Origin of the sequence: Kitasatospora sp. NPDC085895 (assembly GCF_040702125.1) — a bacterium.
Lineage (GTDB): Bacteria > Actinomycetota > Actinomycetes > Streptomycetales > Streptomycetaceae > Kitasatospora > Kitasatospora arboriphila.
The window spans coordinates 21,436-40,441 of the sequence record NZ_JBFBJY010000043.1; the positions used below are offsets into that span (position 1 = coordinate 21,436).

A 19,006-nucleotide genomic window follows, 5' to 3' on the forward strand; every position below is an offset into this window, starting at 1 on the left:
CCCGTGGCTCCCCCGCCGCTCACCGGCCGGCTCGTCCGCCTGCGCGAACTCCGCGAGGAGGACCTCGACCGGCTCGTCACCTGGTGGAACGACCCGGCCACCGCCGTCCGCCGGGTCACCGGCCCGGTCCGCCCCCGGCCCGGCGCCGAGATCGCCGCCATGTTCCGCTCGTGGAGCCAGAACACCGGCTGCAACGTCGGCCTCACCGTCGTCACCCTCGACGGCGACGAGACCGTCGGCCACGTCACGCTCTACGGCGCCGACCCCAAGGACCGCTGCGCCACCCTCGCCGTCATCGTCGGCGCACCCCACCAGGGCCGCGGCCTCGGCACCGACGCCGTCCGCACCCTGCTCGACCACGGCTTCGCCGAACTCGGCCTGCACCGCGCCGAACTGACCGTCCTCGGCGACAACCTGCCCGCCCTCGCCGCCTACCGCAAGGCCGGTTTCACCGAGGAGGGCCGCCGCCGCGAGGCCGTCTTCCGCCACGGCCGCTGGCAGGACCACGTCCAGACGGGTGTCCTCGCCCGCGAGCACCTCGTCACCGGACGGACCTCCGCAGCCGGGTGACGGGCCGACCCCGCCGCACCGGCCGCCGCCCACCCGCCCCGGGGAATCCGCGTGAAGCCGCCGGACGCCCTCGCTACGGCGGGAAGCATGATCGACAACGCTGCCGAAACCCTCGCCCGGGCGTTCATCGGCTGGGACGCCGAGGATGTCGCGGCCCACGTCACCGACGACCTCACGCGGGACGAGATCCTGAGCGTCCGGGACTTCTTCCCCGGCCGCGAGGACGACCTGCTGGCGACCGCCGTGTACGTGGTGCCGCCCGAGCTGTACGAGGCGATGCGGGCAGCCGTCCCCCGCCTCGGGTTCCGAGCGGTGCTGGAGTACCAGCTCGGCGGCCACCTCGAGGCGTAGCCGGTCCGCGGGCGCGGTTCAGCCGCGGCGGAGGTGCTCGGCGAGGGCGTCGAGGGTGCGCCGCCAGGCGTCGGTGGCGGACTTCTCGTCGTAGGTGTCGGGGCGTTCGTCGTTGAAGAAGCCGTGGCCCACGCCCTGGTAGGTGACCTGTTCGTGGCGGACGCCGGCCGCGTGCAGGTGCTCGCCGACGCGGTGCCACTCGTCGAGGGACATCACGAAGTCGTCGGCGCCGAAGAAGCCCAGCAGGAAGCCGGTGTTCTTCGCGATCGCGGCACTGTCGGCAACCGGGGGACGGGGCTCGGCCAGCGGGATGCCGCCGTCGAGCAGCCAGCCGCCGTAGTAGCTGACGACCAGGTCGAACGGCAGCGCCGTGGCGCCGAGGACGGCGATGTGCCCGCCCAGGCTGAAGCCGAGCACCGCGGTGCCGCCCTGCCCGCCGAACTCCCGGACGGTGGACCGGGCGGCCGTCAGGTCGGCGAGCACCTCGTACCGGCGCAGTGCGGTCATCAGCCGGCGGCCCTCGGCGCGGCCCGCCTCGTCGTGGCCGAAGCCGGCGCGCCGGGCGTTGCGCCAGTAGAAGTCGGGTGCCAGGACGGCGTACCCGGCCGTGGCGAGCCGTTCGCAGACCGCCTTCAGGTGGCCGGTGACGCCGAAGAACTCCCCGGCCACCACCACCGATCCGTGGGCCGGCCGCCCGTCCGGCAGGACGAGCAGCCCCTCCGGGCCACCGCCCTCGCCCTCGCCGAGCGGGATCCACCGTGCTGTCGTCGTGCTGTCCGCCATCGCTCCCCCTTCGTGGTCGATCGGAGTCTAACCCGTACCACGGAGTGGAATTGACGGATGATCAGTCGAAAGGACGCGGGCCTCAGGCCGGGGTGCGGCGCACGGTGCACAGGCCCCAGATGACGACGGTGCAGGCGGCGATCACGACGAGCGACCAGAGCGGGTAGTACGGGATCGACAGGAAGTTGGCGACGATCACCAGACAGGCGACGGCCACCCCGGCGATCCGGGCCCACAGGGCGAGCCGGAAGAGGGCCAGGCCGATCAGGATCGCCACCACCCCCAGGACGAGGTGGATCCAGCCCCAGCTCGTCAGCGTGAACCGGAAGGTGTACTTCGGGACGATCACGAACACCGGGTCGCCTGCCAGCGCCATGACGGCGCGCAGCAGGTTGAGCACACCGGAGACGAGCAGCAGGACGGCGGCGACGGCCACCACGCCGCTCGCCGCGCCGTCGGTGCCGCGTCGGCCGTTCACTGCTTCTGCCATGGGTGCGCCTCGATTCCGTACCGGTCGGTCTCCTCGACGACCGGACCGTGTCGATCCTCGCCCCGATCCCTGCCCGCCGCAGCGCCCGGACGTGCGGCGACACGCCGGTACTCACCCCTCCGGCGGGGTGTGCGTGGCAGCCGGGGCGGCGCGGGCCGAGGATGAGGGCAAAGTCTGTCCGCAGGAGATCGGAGCCGGTGATGGCGAGCCTGACCGTGTGGCGTTTTCCCACCCCGGAGGGGGCGCAGGACGCCCTGGAGGTCCTGAAGGACCTGCAGCACCAGGGGTTGATCATCGTCCAGGACGGTGCGGTGGTGAGCTGGCCCGAGGACAAGAAGAAGCCCAAGACGAAGCAGCTGAGCAACCTGACCGGGCTGGGCGCGATCGGCGGCACCTTCTGGGGCCTGCTGCTCGGCATGATCTTCTTCGTGCCGCTCCTCGGCATGGCGGTGGGCGCCGCGACCGGCGCCGTCTCCGGTCACTTCACGCACGTCGGGATCGACGACGAGTTCATCCAGGAGGTGCGCGACAAGGTGACCCCCGGCACCTCGGCACTGTTCCTGCTCACCTCGCACGCCGTCCTGGACAAGGTGGCCCCCGCCTTCCAGGGGCAGCACGCGGAGCTCATCCAGACCAACCTGTCCGACGAGCAGGAGAAGGTGCTGCGGGAGACCTTCGCCGAGGACGAGTGACTCCTCCGCACGATCAGCCAGCCGCACCGTCCGGGTGCGGGAGTCGTCTTCAAGGGCGCTCGGACGGGCATTCGGGGCGCGCGGGGGCACCTCCCGGCCGAAGGCGGGGGCTGCGCGATTCGGATGCGGGGGACCGTGTGGACCAGCGGTGAGCCGGAGTCGCCACGAGCACCGCTCCCGGACTGCGTAGTTCCCGCGCCCCTCGTTCGACCTCCCGAGCGCCCTCTGGGTCCTAGGTGCCCGGGCCGCCGGCGGTGAGCGCGGTCAGGGCGTCGGCGTGGGCGGCGCCGGATTCGGCGGCGATCTCGGCGAGGGTCTGCTCCGGCCGGATCGTGGCGAACCGGACGGGGCCGCCCGCCGTGCTGAAGCCGTGCACGGCGGGCCTGGCCAGGCTGTTGTAGGCCCACGGGGCGGAGGTGTAGTAGCCGCCGGTGTCGTGCAGCACGACCAGGTCGCCCGGCTCGATGCGGGGCAGGGCCCGGCCGCGGGCCACCACGTCGCCGGAGAAGCAGCAGGGCCCGGCGACGTCCTGGATCTCCTCGGGGCCCTCGCGCCGGGTGCCGTCCGGCCGGTGCACGCCCACCCGGAGCGGCCAGGCCCCGGGCATGAGCACCGTCCGGGTGGCGAGGTGGGCGCCGGCGTGGGTGAGCGCGATGCGGCGGCCGCCGACCTCCTTGGTGTACTCGACGCGGGCCGCGGTGAAGCCGTTCTTCGCGACCACCGACCGGCCGAACTCGGTGACCAGCGCGTAGCGGCCGGCGAACAGGGCGGGGACGGCGGCCCGCAGCTGGGCCGCGTACGCGGCGAACGTCGGCCGCACCTCGTCGTCGTCGAAGTTGACGGGCAGTCCGCCGCCGAGGTCGAGCGAGTCGACCTGCCGGCGGCCGGCCCGGCGGTTGACCTCCTCGGCGAGCTCCCAGGTGGCGCGGACGCCGGACGCGATGAGGTCGAGCGAGCAGCCCTGCGAGCCGACGTGGACGTGCAGCCGGCTGAGCCAGGGGTACCGGCCGAAGGCGTCGAGCACCCGGTCGCGGGCGCCCGGGTCGCGCAGCGGCACCCCGAACTTGGACTGCGCGGAGGCCGTGCTCATCGCCCCGATCGTGCCCGTGCCCACCTGCGGGTTGACCCGCAGCCCGAGCACGGAGCCGCTGCGGCCGGGGGCCGGCAGGGCGGCGATCCGTTCCAGTTCCTGGAGGTTGTCGGCGTTGACGGCGATGCCGAGGTCCACGGCCTGGGCGAGTTCGGCGGCGGTCTTGGCCGGGGAGTCCAGCACGATCCGGTCGGCAGGGACGCCGGCCGCGCGGGCGAGCGCGAGTTCGCCGGGGCTGGCCACCTCGCAGCCCATGCCGGCGTCGGCGACCAGCCGCAGCACGGGCACCAGGGCGGCCGCCTTGGCCGCGAAGGTGTGCAGCACCGGCACGTCCGGGCCGAAGGCGGCGTGCAGACCGGTGACCGTCCGGCGCACCCCGTCGACGTCCAGGAAGCCCGCCGCGGCGTGCCGGGCGCCGACCAGGCCGGCGGTGGCCGCCGCCCGGACGACGCGGTCGCGCCTGCCGGCGTCGATCCACTGCCGCCGGTCGTGCTCGGGTGTGCTCTCCACCGTGCCGTGCTCCTCGCCCTCGCCGCCTCGCGGGCCCGCCGCCGCCCTGTGGCACGTGGTCCCGTCACATCCAGCATCGGGACACCGCGGCCGTTCGGCATGGATCTGCCGGGAAACGTCACCCGGGTCGCCCCGGCCCCGCACCCTCCCGGCAGGGCCGGTGCGGGGCCGGGGCCGTGGTCAGGGGCGGACGTACGGCCTGGTCATGATCTCCATGTTGTGGCCGTCCGGGTCCTCGAAGTAGGCGCCGCGGCCGCCGAACCAGTCGTTGGTCCGACCGGGCGCGGTGTGGCTGGGATCGGCGTAGTAGGTCACCGCGGCGGCCTCCAGGCGGTCGATCATGGCCTGGAAGTCCTCGTCGGGGACGAGGAACGCGTAGTGCTGGGACTGGATCGGCTCGTCGCGCTTCTCGTAGTAGTCGAGGGTGACGCCGTTGCCGAGGTCGACCGGCAGGAAGGGCCCGAACGGGGCGCCGACCTCCAGGCCGAGGATGCCGGCGAGGAACGCGGCGGACACCCGCCGGTCCCGGGCGTACACGGCGGTGTGGTTGAGCTGGACGGTGGTGACGGAAGACATGGCTGGTCCTTCTCTCCGGGTCGTGGAACGCGGCGCACGGCGATGTGCTCGCAGCGGTGCGCTCGCAGGGGCACTGCGACGACGTGGAGAGAACGGCGGGGCCCTGCCCCGCCTCGTGCTCAAGCCGAGGCCGGGTGCCCGTTCCGTGTGTGGCCCATGGCCGACCCGGCAGTCACCCGACCGACCCTAGCGGCCGCCCGCCGACCGGGCAACGCCCTTTCGGCGGTGGCGGACGGTCCGCGTTTCACCCCGCGACCCACCGCCCGCACTCCGTAGACTCCGGGCATGACCGGTGCGTCGGACGGAGCGTTGAAGGGCAGGGTCGCCCTGGTCGCGGGGGCGACCCGGGGCGCGGGGCGCGGCATCGCGGTGGAACTCGGTGCGGCGGGCGCCACGGTGTACGTGACCGGCCGCAGCACCCGCGCGCAGCGGTCCGAGTACGACCGCCCCGAGACCGTCGAGGACACCGCCGACCTGGTGACCGCGGCGGGCGGGCACGGCATCGCCGTCCCCACCGACCACCTGGTGCCCGCTCAGGTCCGCAGCCTGGTGGACCGCATCGACGCCGAACAGGGCCGGCTCGACGTCCTGGTGAACGACATCTGGGGCGGCGAGAACCTCTTCCAGTGGGACACCCCGGTGTGGGAGCACGACCTGGACAACGGGCTGCGCCTGCTGCGCCTCGCGGTGGAGACCCATGCGATCACCAGCCACCACGCGCTGCCCCTGCTGCTGCGTCGCCCCGGCGGCCTCGTCGTCGAAGTGACCGACGGCACCGCCGAGTACAACCGCGACACCTACCGGGTCTCGTTCTTCTACGACCTCGCCAAGACCTCGGTGCTGCGGATGGGCTTCGCGCTCGGCGAGGAGCTCGGGCCGCGCGGCGCGGCCGCGGTCGCGCTGACCCCGGGCTGGATGCGCTCGGAGATCATGCTCGGCCACTTCGGGGTGACGGAGGAGAACTGGCGCGACGCCCTCCGGGTCGAGCCGCACTTCTGCATCTCGGAGACCCCGTTCTTCGTCGGCCGGGCCGTCGCCGCGCTGGCCGCCGACCCCGAGGTGGGCCGCTGGAACGGCCGGTCCCTGTCCAGCGGCGGCCTCGCCCAGGTCTACGGCTTCACCGACCGCGACGGCAGCCGGCCCGACGCCTGGCGCTACATGGTGGAGGTCCAGGACCCGGGCCGCCCCGCCGACGCCACCGGATACCGCTGAGCCTCCCGTACGCCGCCCGGCGACCGGTGGCATCGCCCGCCACGGAGTCTGGCCGGGTCGGGCGGCGGTGTCAAAGGACGGCCGCGCGCCGGGACTTGGACTTTTATCGCTGGTGGGCCGGGTTTCGGGCAGCTCTGCGGACGGCTGCGGCGCGACCCTTGACACCCTTGTCGGCACGCTGCCACGGTGTGCTTGAAGCTGCTTTCAAACGAGCCCTAATGAGCATCTTCAAGCATGAGCGCGCTCGGCGGCGCCGTGGGCGGGCCCCGGCGCCGACCCCCACCGATCCCCCACCACCGTGCACCGCCACGGAAGGAGCCTCCGTGCCCACACCCCTGCGCAGCATCCTCACGGCCGGGCTGGCCGCTGCCGCCCTGGCACTGGCCGGCGCCGGCGCACCGACGGCCGCGGCCGACCCCGCCGCCGCACCGCCCGCCGGAACCACCTACACCGTCTCGGTCGGCGCACCGGCGACGTACGGCCACCCCACCGACACCCCGGCGGCGCCGTACGTCGACAAGGACGGCACCTTCTGGTTCCAGCAGTCCGCCGCGCTGTACGGCGCGAACGACCCGCGCTACTGGGACTTCTTCACCGGCACCGACTTCGACACCGCCACCCGCTCGTCCGCCGTCAGCAACGCCGTGAACCCGGCCAACTCCGACGACCGGAACGACGACACCACCTGGCGGTGCGACAACAGCCCGACGGGCCGGACGGCGACGCCCGCGGCCGGCTCCGGCAGCTACGCGCACAAGAACTACTGCGACCTCGCGGGCGTCTGGGTCGACCCGGACACCGGCGACTGGTACGGGCTGGTGCACAACGAGTTCACCCCGCAACCGTTCGGCGACGGCCTGCACTTCGACGCCATCGACTACGCCGTCTCCACCGACCAGGGGAGGACCTGGACGATCCGGGACCACGTCATCACCTCGCCGTACAGCACCGCCCGCGGCGACACCACGGCCTTCCCCCACCAGACGTACTCCTACGGCGACGGCGACCAGCGGCTGTTCGTCGACACCGCCTCCGGGTACTTCTACGTCTTCTACGGCTCGCGCGTGGTCGACAAGTCCGGTGGCTGGAAGGCCTTCTACGAGCACGCGGCGCGCGCCCCGCTCTCCGCCAAGATGGCGCCCGGCAGTTGGCAGAAGTGGTACGACGGCGCCTGGTCGCAGCCCGGGGTGGGCGGCCGGGAGAGCAACATGGTGCCCGTCGGCCCGTCCGGCACCACCGGGTACACCCCGGTGACGGGCGAGTACGACCCGGCGAACACCGGCACCGCGGCCCAGCAGATCGCCGCCGGGACGATGCCCGCGACCTCGCCGCTGTTCGTCATGGACGTCACCTGGAACGCCCACCTCGGCCTCTACATCGGCGAACCGCAGGCCGTCGACCAGAGCGGCAACGCACCGCAGCAGTTCTACGCCACCGCCGACCTCGCCACCCAGAAGTGGTTCCTGCTCGGCGACACCGGCAGCTACCGCACCGCGTCCTGGTACCGCTGGTTCCTCGACGGCGCCAACCGCACCAGTTCCACGATCACCGGCCGGACCTTCCGCTCGTACTGCGCGTTCGGCTGCTCCGGCGGGGCCTCCGGCCAGTACGTGGACGTCACCGTCGGCGCCTCGGCCGCCGCCGCGCCGCCCGTCGACCCCTCCAGGTCCTACCGGATCGCCGGCGCCAACGGCCGGGTCCTCGCCCAGGTCTCCGGCGGCTCGGCGACCACCTCGCTGGCCTCCGCCACCGGCTCCGCCCTGGAGTCGTGGACCTTCGCCGCCAACGGCGACGGCTCCTACCGGATCGCCAACGGCTCCACCGGCCGGCTGCTCGGCGTGGACTCAGGCGCCGTCGCCGGCCGGGCCTGGGGCGCACTGCCCACCGCCACCGCCGCCCCCGCGAACGGGCCCGCCGTCGGCCAGCAGTGGTGGGTGATCCCGGGCACCACCGCCTCCGGCACGGCCACCGGCACCGTCAAGCTGGTCAACCGCTACAGCGGCCTCGTCCTCGGCCTGACCCCGGCGGCCGGCCGGCTCGCCGAGACCACGCCCGTCCGCAGCTGGACGGACACCGGCGGCAGCGGCGTCGGCGGCGGGCGCAGCGCGGACGAGCAGGCACTGACGCTGACGGCCGTCGGCGCGGCGGCCGAGACCGTCACCGTCACCGACCCGGGCGACCAGTCCACCAAGGTGAACACCGCGGTCTCCCTGCAGCTCACCGGCAGCGACTCCGCGAACAGGACGCTCACCTTCTCGGCGACCGGCCTGCCCGCCGGCCTGACGATCGGCGCGGGCGGTCTGATCACCGGGACGCCCACGGCCACCGGATCGTCGACGGTGACGGTCACCGCCTCCTCCGGGACGGCCACCGGCTCGACCACCTTCACCTGGGCCGTCAACCCGGCGCTCGCGGGCAGCCACACGCTGACCGCCTCCGGCAAGGCGCTCGACGACCCGAACCACTCGACCGCCGCCGGCACCCGGTTGGTGACCTGGACACCGAACGGCGGCCCGAACCAGACCTGGGTCTTCACCGCGCAGGCGGACGGCAGCTACCAGATCACCAACGGTGAGTCGAACCTCTGCATGGACGTCAGCGGCGGCTCGACCGCGGCCGGCGCCCAGGTCATCCAGTGGACCTGCACCGGCGGCAGCAACCAGCGCTGGGTGGTGACCGCCGTGAGCGGCGGATACCGGATCAGCTCGCAGAAGAGCGGCCTGCTGCTCACCACCGCCTCCACCGCGGACGGCGCGGCGGTGACCCAGCAGGCGGACACCGGCTCGGCGCTGCAGCGCTGGACGGTCGGCTGACCGAACGGTCCGCAGGGCCCCGCGGGGAGGTCGACCGCGGGGCCCTCCCGGTGTCTGCGGCCGAGCACCGCCGTTGCCCGGGGCGATGCGGGCCGTGCGGGCGGCGCGGGCGGCGCGGGCCGTGCGGGCGGCGCGGGCGGCGCGGGCGGCGCGGGCCGGAGCCTGCTGTGAGAGGGTCGAAGACATGGGCGAGTCCTGGGTCTTCGACGACGGCACCGCTCCGGCGACGGTCGAGGCGGCGCTCGACCTGCTGCGCGGTCGGATCGCCGCGGGACGTTTGGAGACCTGGCTGGCCGCCTCCTCCGGCCGGTCGCTGGGCGTCGTCAGCAACGGCGAGCGCGCGATGGTGCTGCTGCTCGATCCCGAGGGCGACCCGGGCGGGCACGCCGTGGATCCGCTGGCCGCCGGCCGCAGCACCGGCTTCGTCCTGACGAGCGGTCAGCACGACGAGTACCCCGACACGGAGACCGTGCCGCTCCCGGAGGGCCTGCGGATCGTCGGCCACGTGCTGGCCACCGGTGTCCCGCCGGTCGACGCGGACTGGTCCGACGACCGCTGAACGGCGCAGCGGGCCGCCGGGCGGCTCAGTGGCGGGGGATGCCGAGGGTGGTCAGCAGGTCCTCGTGCAGCTGGAACCAGACGGCGTGATACGAGTCGGTGCTCTCGGTGACGGCGCCCCGCTCGCCCGCGTGGGCGCGGCCGAGCGCGCCGGCCAGCCGCTCCCGGTAGCGGGCGAAGCGGTGCAGGACGGCCGACAGCTCGGCGCAGACCTCGGCGGCCCGGCGGTCGAGGTCGGTCAGCCGGGTCAGCACGAGGGTGTCGTAGGTGGTGTCGGCGTGGTCGTTGAGGGCCATCGCGCCGTCGACCGGGCGGGTCTGCCAGGCCGTGCAGAGGTCGAGGAGTTCCGGGTTGAGGACGAGGAAGCGCTCGTAGGCCTCGGCGACGGGCTTCCGGGACGCGGAGGCCGCGAGTTCGGCGGCGATCCGTTCGGCGTCGGCGGCGCGGCCGGCCTCGGTCAGGCCCCAGCCGCCGAAGGGGCCGGAGATCCGGGTGACCAGCCCGGCCACCGCCAGGTCGATCAGCTCGGACTCCACGTCGGCCTCGGGGAGGCCCGCGGCCTCGGCCGCCCGGGCGAGTTCGGCGAATCCGGTGCAGCGCAGGGTGTGGAGAACCAGCAGGTCGGGGCTGGTGCGGTGGGGCAGCTCGGGCACGCCCGTATGCTACAGCGGTGAGGTGGATCCACCCGCTGTCGGCGGACCTCCGGGAGCCGGCGGACGTCCTCGGCGGCAAGGCGCACGGCCTGGTGGCGCTGCTGCGGCTGGGGCTGCCGGTGCCGCCGGGCTTCGTGATCGGCACCGCGGCCTGCCGGGCCTTCCTGCGGGACGGACGGCTGCCGGACGGCCTGACCGAGGAGCTCGCCGCCGCGGTCACCGCGCTGGAGGCCGCCACCGGCCGGCGGTTCGGCGGGCGGCGGTTCGACGGGCGGCGGCCGCTGCTGGTGGCCGTCCGCTCGGGCGCCGCCGTCCCGATGCCCGGCATGATGGCGACCGTGCTCGACGTCGGTCTGACCGGCGGGGCCGCCGAGGCGCTGGTCGCCGAAACGGGTGAACCGGAGTTCGTCCGCGACTCCCGGCTGCGCCTGCTCACCGGGCTCGTCGCCGCCGCCACGGGCCGGCCCGCCGACCCCGCGGGCTCCGGGGGCTGCGGGGGCAGCGACGGGGAGCGACTCGCGGCGGCCGCGGAGGCGGTGCGCCGGCACCTCGGCGAGCCGGTGCTCGACCACGCGCGGGAGCAGTTGGCGCAGTCCGTCGCCGCCGTTTTCCGGTCCTGGGACTCACCGCGGGCACGCACCTACCGCGCGCTGAACGGCATTCCGGACGGGCTCGGCACCGCCGTCACCGTGCAGGCGATGGTGTTCGGCAACCGCGGGCGGCACAGCGGCACCGGGGTGGCGTTCAGCCGGGACCCGGCCACCGGCGAACCGGTGCCCCGCGGCGACGTCCTGTTCGGCCGTCAGGGCGAGGACGTCGTCTCCGGCGGCGCCGCCGTCCGCCCGCTCGCCGACCTCGCCGCGCAGGAGCCGCGGGTCATGGCCGGCCTGCTGGAGGCGCTGGAGCTCGGCGAGCGGCACTGCCGCGATGCCTGCTACCTGGAGTTCACCTTCGAGGCCGGCCGGTTGTGGCTGCTGCAGCTGCGGGCCGGCCGCTTCGCCGGCGCGGCCGGCGCGAGGGTGGCGGTCGACCTCGCCGACCGCGGGGTGATCTCCCGGGACGAGGCGCTGCGCCGGGTCGCCCCCGGCCGGCTGCGGGACGCCGCCACCCCGCGGATCGCGCTCGCCGACGACACGGACCTGCTCGTCCGCGGTCTCGGTGCCTCGCCGGGGGTGGCGGGTGGCCGGGTGGCGCTGACGGCCGACGCTGCCGTCCGGATGGCTGCGGACGGGCCGGTCGTGCTGGTGCGGCCGCAGACCTCTCCGCTGGACCTGCACGGCCTGGCCGCCGCCGCGGGCGTGCTGACCGCGCTCGGCGGGCCGGCGAGCCACGCGGCGGTCGTCGCCCGGGCGATGGGCCGGCCGGCGGTGGTCGGCGCGGCGGGCCTGGCGGTGGACGTCGCGGGCGGCTGTCTGCGGGTCGGCGCCCGGACGGTGCCGGAGGGCGCGGTCGTCACCCTCGACGGAGGCCTGGGCCTGGCCGTCCTCGGCTCGCCGCCGGTCGCGGCGGCCGCGGACGACCCGTACCTGCGCCGCTTCCTCGCCTGGGCCGACGAGGCCGCCGGCGGGTCCTGAGGGCCCGGGCCTCGGACGGACCGGGCCCGGCCGCTGCTGCGGCCGGGCCCGGGTGCAAGGAGACGTCTTCGACGGAGGTCGACTCAGGAGCCCCCATGAGGCATCCGTACGCCTTCGGGCCGGTCGGGCGCCGGTCAGGGGCCGGTCTGGATCGCGGTGTCGTCGATCACGAAGCTCGTCTGCAGCGAGGAGTCCTCGACGCCGTTGAACTTCACGGTGACCGACTGGCCCGCGTACGAGGACAGGTCGACCGTCTTCTGGCCGTACCCGGTGTTCTTGTTGAGGTTGGACCAGGTGGCCACCGTGGTGCCGTTGACCGTGACGGTCAGCTTGTCGTAGGCGGTGGTGGTGCTGGTCTCCGCCGTGTCGATGTGCAGCCAGTAGCTGAGCGTGGCCTTGCAGCCGGCCGGGATGCTGACGGTCTGTGCGGCGCTGTCCGTGTGGGAGGAGCCGTAGCCGTTCAGCCAGGCCTTCCAGGAGCCGGAGTGGGCGGCCTGGGAGGCACTGTTGTCGACGACGCCGCTGGTGGTCGTCCAGGGGGCGGCGGTGCCGGTCTCGAAGCCGGCGTTGCCGAGCAGCTGGGCCGGGACGCAGCTGATGCTGCCGGAGACCGTCCAGGTGAAGGCGGTGGAGCCGGTCTTGTTGGCGGCGTCCTTGGCCGTGACGGTCACGTTGTAGGTGCCGGCCGCGGTGGCGGTGCCGGTGATCCTGCCGGAGCTGCTGATCGACAGACCGGTCGGCAGGCCGGTGGCACTGAAGGTGAGCGGGGCGGTGCCGCCGGAGGCCGCGATCTGCAGGTCGGCGGTGCCGTTCAGCGCGGTGGTCTGGTTGCCGGGGTTGGTCACCGTGACGGTGCCGCTGCCGGCGGGCTTGGTGAGCAGGCAGCCCGCGACGTTGAGGTCGATGGCCCGCCCGGCGCCGAGGCAGGTGGTGAACCAGTAGGTCTCTTCGCCGTAGCTCTGGCCCTTGGTGGCGGTGGTGGTGCCGTCGGCGGCCACCTCGCACGGGTTGTTGAGGGTGCACATCGCGCCGTCGTCGTTGCCGGTGTTGTTGATGCCGACGACCTTCTTGGAGGCGGCGTCGACGATCGGCGAACCGGAGGTGCCGTGCGTGGTGTTGCAGCCGGCGCTGTAGCGGAGCGAGTCGTGCCAGGTCCACTCGTCCTCGCGCAGGGTCGGGACGAACCCGTTGATGGAGCAGTTCCAGGTCTGCTTCCAGTACGAGGACGGGATGAACATCGCCGAGCCGTCGACCGGGTGGGTGTCGCTGATGGTCAGCGCGGTGACGCCGTACTTGCTGAGGATCGACGAGAAGGTGTCGGTCAGCTGGTACAGCGCCACGTCGGTGCCGGTCATGGTGGCGTACAGCACCTTGTCGGCCGAGACGGTGCCGAGCGAGGAGCCGGAGGGGCTGAGCAGGGTGCCGCTGCGGCTGGCGGTCTGGTTCTGGATCACCACGCCCGAGGCGGGCATGGTCGGCAGGCAGTGGCCGTTGGTGAGCATCATCGCCCGGTCGGTGTCGACCGATGCGGGGTACCGGACGAGCGAGGCGGAACAGTTGCTCAGCGCGATGGTGGCCGTCAGATCGCCCGCCTGGACGGCGTGCGCGGGCACGGCCGCCGCGGTCACCGTGCCTGCGGCGATCGCGACCGCGCCTATTCCGGCGGCGAGTCCCTTGAACATGGGGTCTCCTTGTGGGGGATGTGCCGACGCGCGACCGGTTGCGCACGCGGGCCGCACGAAACTGCCATGGCCGCTTCAAGAGGGTCAACCACCCCGGCGGAAAAGGCCGTTCACCGACGGCGCCCGGCCGCGCCCGAACCGCGCGAAGTGGCCACGGCCAAATCCGGACGACTCCCGCCCAGCCCCCGCAAGCGGGCGCCTCCCGCCGCGGCGCGCACCGGCGGGCCGGTGCCGGCCCACCGGACTTCGCCCTGCTCCGCACGGGCGGCCGGTCGCGCAGAGGTCCAGACCCTGCCGTGCGCGGCAAGATTGACCGGAAATCGATCACGCGGTCGGAACCTGCCGACCCCCGGCCGGCGGCACGGAGCACCGCCCGACCGATGAAAGGATCGGGGCATGGTCGAACGAGTCATTGCAGCCTGCGACGGTGCCGCCAAGGGCAATCCCGGCCCGGCCGGATGGGCCTGGGTCCTGGCGGACGCCGCGGGCGCCCCACAGCGCTGGCAGTCCGGTGCGCTGGGCCGGAGCACCAACAACATCGGCGAACTCACCGCGCTGGAGCGGCTGCTGGCCGCCACGGACCCGGCGGTGCCGCTGGAGGTGCGACTGGACAGCACCTACACCCGGGACGCGGTCACCAAGTGGCTGCCGGGCTGGAAGCGGAACGGCTGGCGGACGGCCTCGGGCTCGCCGGTCGCCAACCAGGAGCTGATCCAGCGGATCGACGCGCTGCTGGCGGACCGTGAGGTCTCCTTCGTCCACGTCGCCGCGCACCGGGTCGACGGCGACCCGCTCAACGCGATCGCCGACAAGGCGGCCAGCGACGCCGCCCGCACCCAGCAGGGCGGCGACGGCACCGCCGAGGACCTGCCGGTGCCCGACCCGGTCGCCGAACGGCCGGCCCGCCCGGCCCGCCGCCCCCGCACCTCCCGCCCGGCCTCCGGCGCTACCGGCGCCTCCGGTGCGGCCGCGTCGTCCGGCGGGGCCCGGCGGACCCTCGCCGCCCGCTTCCCCGGCACCTGCCCGTGCGGGCGCGGGTACGGCAAGGGCGAGCGGATCACCCGGGTCGGCGAGAGCTGGGGGCACCCGGACTGCGTGTGACGGCCGCCGACCCCGGTGTGCCCGGCGCCCGGGGCCCGGCCCCGGGCCCGGCGTAGCATCGGGAGCATCGGGACCAGCAGGGGCGGAGAGTCCGATGAGCAGCAATCCCGCACAGCACCGGCCGGCCGACGTGACGGACCCGGAGTGGTCCGCCCTCGATGCCTCGCCTCCCCACCACCGCGAGTCCGCCGCGCGCCGGCAGGACGCGGCCCAGTACGGCGGCGACGACGACCTGATGGGTCCGTCGTCCGCCGTGTACCCGCACCCGCCGACCAAGGACGACGAGCCGGACTGAGCGGCACCGCAGCGCCCCGCCCCGTCCGGTCGGGGGGCGCGCCGAGGCGCGCCCGGACGGCGGGGAAACCCCAGGTGGGTGGCCCGGTGCGGCCCGGCCCCAGGGCGTCACCGATCATGGATGCGTTCCTGTGCGGTGGGTGGAGAGGTGTCCGGGTGTATGCGTGGCGGCGGTGTCTCGTCGAGGCCGGAGTGGCCGGAGTGGCCGAAGTGAGCGGTTCCGGAGCGGACGGTGCTGCGCTGGCCCGGGACTACGGGGAGGCCGCCCGGTTCCTGCGCCGTCGCGAGCCCGCGCTGTTCGCCGCGGTGCGGCTGCTCGGTGTCGCGGCGTACCAGCCGCACGCCGTCGCCGGCTACGCGTTCGCCTGCTACACCGACGACCTGTGCGACCAGGGGGCGCCGCAGGTCCGGGCCGAGCGGTTCGCGCACTGGCGGGACCAGGTCGGTGCGGCGCTGGCCGGTGAGGAGTGCGGACAGCCGCTGGCGCGGGCCTTCGCGCACTCGGTGCGGCTGCGCGGGCTGCCCCGGCACTGGATCGAGGACTACCTCGCCGGTGCGCGGGCCGACCTGGACTTCACCGGTTTCGCGACCGAGGCCGACTACCAGGCGTACGTCGACCGGCTGTCCTGGCCGTTCACCATGCTGACCGCCGGGCTGGTGCACGTCGGCGGCGGGGACGAACGGTACGCCGCGGCCGGCCGGGCGCTCGCCGACGCGTGGCAGCGGCTGGACTTCCTGATCGACCTGGCCGAGGACCTGCGCGGGGGCCGGCTGTACCTGCCCGAACAGAGCCTCGCCGACCACCGGGTGACCCGGGAGGACCTGGCGGCCGGGCGCCGCACGGACGGCGTCGAGCACCTGGTGGCGGACCTCGCGGACCTGGCCGAGAAGGCGCTGCTGCAGGCGGACGCGATCCTGGAGGTGCCCGCGGAGTACCGCCCGCTGAGCCGGATGGCGCTGCGGCTGGCCCGCCGGCGGCTGGCGGCGGTCCGCCGGGCCGGCGCGGGCGTCGCCGAGGGTCCCGTCCGCGACTCCGCCACGGGCCTGCTGGCCCTGCTGGGCGCGGCCCGCCGCCCGGACGCCCGCGAGCTGGAGCACGACCGCCTGGCCCGCTGAGCCCGCTCCCGGCCCTGCGGGCGGCCGGACGCGCTGCCGGGCGGGCGCAGGGCGGGGCCACGCGCGGGAACGGCCACGTCCGCCCTTCCGTGCGCGCGACCCCGCCGCGTCGAGTCCCGCCCCTGCCCCGCCCGCGCCGCGTCAGCGGCGGCGCAGCGGAACGGCCTTGACCAGGGCGTTCAGGACATGGTCCGCGGTGTCCCGCGGCGGGTCCTCCATCAGGTGGGTGAGCAGCCGGGCGAGCGAGGCCAGCAGGCCCGGCCGGGACATGACCTGGCCGTTGAGGATCGGCCGGTAGCCGAAGCGGCTGAACACCAGGTCACCGGCGGTGTTGCCGAGCCGGTAGTACCGGCCCCAGCGGCGCCGGATCTCGGCGGGGTAGCGCTGCAGTGCCTGGTCGCGGCGGGGCCCGTCGGGTCGGGTGAGCGCGAGGACGACGGCCTCGGCGGCGACCTCGGCGGCCTCCATGGCCTGGGCGATGCCCTCGCCGCTCCAGGGGCTGATCATCCCGGCGCTGTCGCCGACCAGCAGCAGGCCGCGGCTGTACTGGGGGTGGCGGTTGAAGCCCATCGGCAGGGCGGCGCTGCGCAGCGGCGAGTCGGCGTTCTGCTCGTTGAGGCCCCAGTGGCGGGGCAGCCGGGCGAGCCACTGGTCGAGGGTGGCGCGGAGGTCGATGGTGCCGTGGTCGCGGTGCGGGAGCGCGCCGAGGCCGACGTTGACCCGTCCGTCGCCGAGCGGGAAGATCCAACCGTAGCCGGGCAGGTCGCGGCCGGTGCGGGCGCAGCGCAGGTCGGCCCAGAGCTCCAGGTACTCGTCCTTGGAGAGTTCGGGGCTGCGGTAGTAGCGGCGGGCGGCGGTGGCGAGGGCGCGCCGGGGGTCGCGTTCCAGGCCCATGGCGATGGCGGTGCGGGCGGAGGCGCCCTCGGCGGCGACGACCAGTGGTGCGCGGTAGGTGACGGGTCTGCCGTCCGGTCCGGTGGCGGTGACGCCGGTGATCCGTCCGGCGCGGTCGGTGACCGGGCCGGTGGCCCTGACGCCGAGCCGGAGCCGGGCGCCGGAGGCCTCGGCGTGCCGGGCGAGGATGTCGTCGAAGTCGTGGCGGCTGCGGGTGAGGCCGAAGTCGGGGTAGCGGCCGAGGTCGGGCCAGTCGATGGTGACCTGGCGGCCTGCGCAGACCCAGCGCATGCCGCGGGAGCGCATCCAGCCGGGGCCGTCGATGTCGACGCCCATCCGCAGGAGCTGGTGGACGCCGCGGGGGGTCAGGCCGTCGCCGCAGACCTTGTCGCGCGGGAAGCGGCTCTTCTCCAGCAGCAGGACGTCGACGCCGGCGCGGGCGAGGTGGACGGCGGTGGACGCGCCGGCGGGTCCGGCGCCCACCACGATGACCCGGGCCTCCTCGCCGTCGGCCGGTTCGTGGGCGTCGGGGGTGTCGGGCGACGTCCGGGGCTCGGGGGCCCCGGCGGCGGTCGCGTGGTCGGGGTTCTGCGGTGTCTCGGGGTCCTGCGGTGTCGGCGGGTTCTGCGCCGGTGGCCTCACGGTCTCCTCCTGAGTGCGCCTGTGCACCGTGCGAATGCCTGATCCCTACCCACCGGGGGCGCCGCGCCGCCGGCTGTGATCCTCACCACACGATCGTGGCACGGCGGCGGGGGCGCGGGGCGGCAGGCGCGGCCGGTCGACGGCGGGCCGCGCCCCGGCGGCGGCACCCGTCCGCGGGCCGGACGGGCGGCCCGCACGCCGCCCGCGGAGGCCCGGGCGCACGCCACGCCGACCCGGGTGGACCTCCGCGACCCAGGACGTCTACATTCTCGTAGACGTGCGGGCGGTGGCCCGCCCGCAGGGTCGAGATCCGGGAAGGGTCCCACGTGAGCGTGATCACCGTCGGTCAAGCCGTCGTCCTCGGCGTGGTGGAGGGAGTGACGGAGTTCCTGCCGATCTCCTCCACCGGCCACCTGAAGATCACCGAGGGCCTGATGGGCATCCCGGTCGACGACACGTCGGTGGTCGGCTTCACCGCCGTCATCCAGGTCGGCGCGATCGCGGCCGTGCTGCTCTACTTCCTCAAGGACATCACCCGGATCGTCGGCGCCTGGGGCCGCGGTCTGGTGAACAAGGAGGAGCGGTACCACCACGACTACAAGTTCGCGTGGTGGGTGATCTACGCGACCATCCCGATCGTGGTCGTCGGCCTCGCCGCCAAGCCGCTGATCGAGGGCCCGCTCGCCTCCCTGTGGGTGGTCGCCGGCTCGCTGATCGTCGGCAGCGGCGTCATGTGGGCGGCCGACCAGATGAGCCGCCTCAAGCGCGGCGAGGACGACACCGGCCTCAAGGACGCCATGATCGTCGGCTCCGCCCAGATCCTCGCCCTGCTCTTCCCGGGCTTCTCCCGCTCCGGCGCGACCATGTCGGCCGGTCTGATGCTCGACCTGGAGCGGGTCGCCGCCACCCGGCTCTCCTTCTTCCTCGGCATCCCGGCCCTCACCGGCGCCGGCCTGTACGAGCTCAAGGACGCCCTCGGCGCCGGCGTCGACCCGCTGCCGCTGATCGTCGGCACGGCGGTCTCCTTCGTCGTCGCGTACGCCTCGATCGCCTGGCTGCTGAAGTACGTCGCCAAGCACTCCTTCAACGCCTTCGTGGCCTACCGGATCGTCGTCGGCGTGCTGCTGCTCGGCCTGCTCGGCACCGGCGTCCTGAACGCCTGATCCGCACCGCCGCAACGGGCGGCCGCCCACCACCCGGGCGGCCGCCCGCGCCGTGTCCGCACCGGCTGCGCGCCGCACCGGATCCGGCCCGCAGCGCCTCCGTCCGTCCGCCCGGTCGACACCGTCGACCGCACGCACCCCCGACCGCACCGCGCCCCCGGCCGCGCACACCGCCGCGTAGCCTGGAGACCGAGCCGCCGCCACGGCCCCGGGCGCGGTCCGACGGGGAGAGGGGAACACCG

General features: G+C 74.6%; 17 protein-coding genes and 2 pseudogenes. 11 read left to right on the forward strand and 8 right to left on the reverse strand.

The window, feature by feature from the left end:
- Positions 1 to 3: 3 nt before the first annotated feature.
- On the forward strand, positions 4 to 570 hold the full coding sequence (locus AB0442_RS24645) for a GNAT family protein (protein WP_366165367.1): 567 nt from the start codon (positions 4 to 6) through the stop codon (positions 568 to 570).
- Positions 571 to 657: 87 nt separating this feature from the next.
- The gene (locus AB0442_RS24650) at positions 658 to 921 is read left to right on the forward strand and encodes a hypothetical protein (protein ID WP_366165368.1); all 264 of its coding nucleotides are present in this window, start codon (positions 658 to 660) and stop codon (positions 919 to 921) included.
- An 18-nt stretch (positions 922 to 939) separates the two neighbouring features.
- Here AB0442_RS24650 and AB0442_RS24655 read toward each other — a convergent pair whose 3' ends face one another.
- Together AB0442_RS24655 and AB0442_RS24660 are read right to left on the reverse strand one after the other, a co-directional pair.
- A complete protein-coding gene (locus tag AB0442_RS24655; protein ID WP_366165370.1) occupies positions 940 to 1,704 on the reverse strand; it encodes a dienelactone hydrolase family protein in 765 nt (254 codons plus the stop codon).
- 82 nt (positions 1,705 to 1,786) lie between these two features.
- Positions 1,787 to 2,194 (reverse strand): hypothetical protein, encoded by a 408-nt coding sequence (locus tag AB0442_RS24660; RefSeq protein WP_366165372.1) that lies wholly within the window; start codon positions 2,192 to 2,194, stop codon positions 1,787 to 1,789.
- Positions 2,195 to 2,394: 200 nt separating this feature from the next.
- On the opposite strand from AB0442_RS24660, the gene AB0442_RS24665 reads away from it, so the two are divergent.
- A complete protein-coding gene (locus tag AB0442_RS24665; RefSeq protein ID WP_366165374.1) occupies positions 2,395 to 2,886 on the forward strand; it encodes a DUF1269 domain-containing protein in 492 nt (163 codons plus the stop codon).
- A gap of 232 nt (positions 2,887 to 3,118) precedes the next feature.
- Here AB0442_RS24665 and AB0442_RS24670 read toward each other — a convergent pair whose 3' ends face one another.
- Positions 3,119 to 4,450, reverse strand: a complete 1,332-nt coding sequence (locus AB0442_RS24670; RefSeq protein ID WP_366165434.1) for a diaminopimelate decarboxylase — start codon at positions 4,448 to 4,450, stop codon at positions 3,119 to 3,121.
- Positions 4,451 to 4,666: 216 nt separating this feature from the next.
- Complete coding sequence (locus AB0442_RS24675) at positions 4,667 to 5,062, reverse strand: VOC family protein (protein WP_366165376.1); 396 nt, start codon at positions 5,060 to 5,062, stop codon at positions 4,667 to 4,669.
- A 285-nt stretch (positions 5,063 to 5,347) separates the two neighbouring features.
- Between AB0442_RS24675 and AB0442_RS24680 the strand changes: the two genes are divergently transcribed.
- From AB0442_RS24680 to AB0442_RS24690, 3 genes are all read left to right on the forward strand, one after another.
- Complete coding sequence (locus AB0442_RS24680) at positions 5,348 to 6,274, forward strand: SDR family oxidoreductase (protein WP_366165378.1); 927 nt, start codon at positions 5,348 to 5,350, stop codon at positions 6,272 to 6,274.
- Between the two features lie 323 nt (positions 6,275 to 6,597).
- Positions 6,598 to 9,087, forward strand: a complete 2,490-nt coding sequence (locus tag AB0442_RS24685) for an RICIN domain-containing protein (protein WP_366165379.1) — start codon at positions 6,598 to 6,600, stop codon at positions 9,085 to 9,087.
- A gap of 184 nt (positions 9,088 to 9,271) precedes the next feature.
- The gene (locus AB0442_RS24690) at positions 9,272 to 9,646 is read left to right on the forward strand and encodes a hypothetical protein (protein ID WP_366165381.1); all 375 of its coding nucleotides are present in this window, start codon (positions 9,272 to 9,274) and stop codon (positions 9,644 to 9,646) included.
- A 25-nt stretch (positions 9,647 to 9,671) separates the two neighbouring features.
- Here AB0442_RS24690 and AB0442_RS24695 read toward each other — a convergent pair whose 3' ends face one another.
- Positions 9,672 to 10,298, reverse strand: a complete 627-nt coding sequence (locus AB0442_RS24695) for a transcriptional regulator (RefSeq protein WP_366165382.1) — start codon at positions 10,296 to 10,298, stop codon at positions 9,672 to 9,674.
- 17 nt (positions 10,299 to 10,315) lie between these two features.
- Here AB0442_RS24695 and AB0442_RS24700 point away from each other — a divergent pair, with 17 nt between their 5' ends.
- Entirely contained in the window at positions 10,316 to 11,872 is a 1,557-nt protein-coding gene (locus tag AB0442_RS24700; protein ID WP_366165384.1) for a PEP/pyruvate-binding domain-containing protein, read from the forward strand.
- Positions 11,873 to 12,006: 134 nt separating this feature from the next.
- Here the strand turns inward: AB0442_RS24700 and AB0442_RS24705 are convergent.
- Together AB0442_RS24705 and AB0442_RS24710 are read right to left on the reverse strand one after the other, a co-directional pair.
- A pseudogene (locus AB0442_RS24705) lies at positions 12,007 to 12,726 on the reverse strand (putative Ig domain-containing protein); the annotation flags it as partial.
- Positions 12,727 to 12,936: 210 nt separating this feature from the next.
- A pseudogene (locus tag AB0442_RS24710) lies at positions 12,937 to 13,554 on the reverse strand (serine protease); the annotation flags it as partial.
- Between the two features lie 396 nt (positions 13,555 to 13,950).
- Here AB0442_RS24710 and AB0442_RS24715 point away from each other — a divergent pair.
- The 3 genes from AB0442_RS24715 (at position 13,951) to AB0442_RS24725 (ending at position 16,065) form a co-directional block, all read left to right on the forward strand.
- Complete coding sequence (locus tag AB0442_RS24715; RefSeq protein ID WP_366165386.1) at positions 13,951 to 14,655, forward strand: ribonuclease H; 705 nt, start codon at positions 13,951 to 13,953, stop codon at positions 14,653 to 14,655.
- A 94-nt stretch (positions 14,656 to 14,749) separates the two neighbouring features.
- A complete protein-coding gene (locus tag AB0442_RS24720; RefSeq protein ID WP_363544144.1) occupies positions 14,750 to 14,950 on the forward strand; it encodes a hypothetical protein in 201 nt (66 codons plus the stop codon).
- A 209-nt stretch (positions 14,951 to 15,159) separates the two neighbouring features.
- Positions 15,160 to 16,065, forward strand: a complete 906-nt coding sequence (locus tag AB0442_RS24725) for a squalene/phytoene synthase family protein (protein ID WP_366165387.1) — start codon at positions 15,160 to 15,162, stop codon at positions 16,063 to 16,065.
- 141 nt (positions 16,066 to 16,206) lie between these two features.
- On the opposite strand, the gene AB0442_RS24730 is transcribed toward AB0442_RS24725, so the two are convergent.
- Complete coding sequence (locus tag AB0442_RS24730) at positions 16,207 to 17,448, reverse strand: geranylgeranyl reductase family protein (RefSeq protein ID WP_366165435.1); 1,242 nt, start codon at positions 17,446 to 17,448, stop codon at positions 16,207 to 16,209.
- Between the two features lie 479 nt (positions 17,449 to 17,927).
- Between AB0442_RS24730 and AB0442_RS24735 the strand changes: the two genes are divergently transcribed.
- Positions 17,928 to 18,764, forward strand: coding sequence for an undecaprenyl-diphosphate phosphatase (locus AB0442_RS24735; protein ID WP_363544140.1), 837 nt, complete (start codon positions 17,928 to 17,930; stop codon positions 18,762 to 18,764).
- Positions 18,765 to 19,006 lie beyond the last annotated feature (242 nt).